Source organism: Colwellia sp. BRX10-1, assembly GCF_014077545.1.
In the GTDB taxonomy this organism is placed as follows: domain Bacteria; phylum Pseudomonadota; class Gammaproteobacteria; order Enterobacterales; family Alteromonadaceae; genus Colwellia_A.
On sequence record NZ_JACGWC010000143.1, the window covers coordinates 1 to 249 of the forward strand.

Annotated in this window: 1 pseudogene; it reads right to left on the reverse strand. The window is 40.6% G+C overall.

Features of this window, described 5'->3' with window-relative positions:
• Nucleotides 1-126: pseudogene (locus H4J75_RS20335) on the reverse strand (transposase); the annotation flags it as partial.
• Nucleotides 127-249 lie beyond the last annotated feature (123 nt).

Sequence of the window (249 nt, forward strand, 5' to 3'; positions counted from 1 at the left end):
TGAATAGCGTATTGAAAACCCAGCCCACTCCACAAAAGTTTGCCTTAAAAAAGTAGGGCAACTGTACCGCCAATGTGTCCACATTTTCTTACCGCTACGTTCAATTACAGGCGCAATACCCGCATTATTAGACGTCAACTAACTTGTCCGGTTGGCGTCAATTAACTTGGCCGGTATTTGAATTTAGTTGCATAGCTTGTTTTTTTCGGTAACTTTCTCCTTTTATTTGATAGATATCACTGTGGTGAA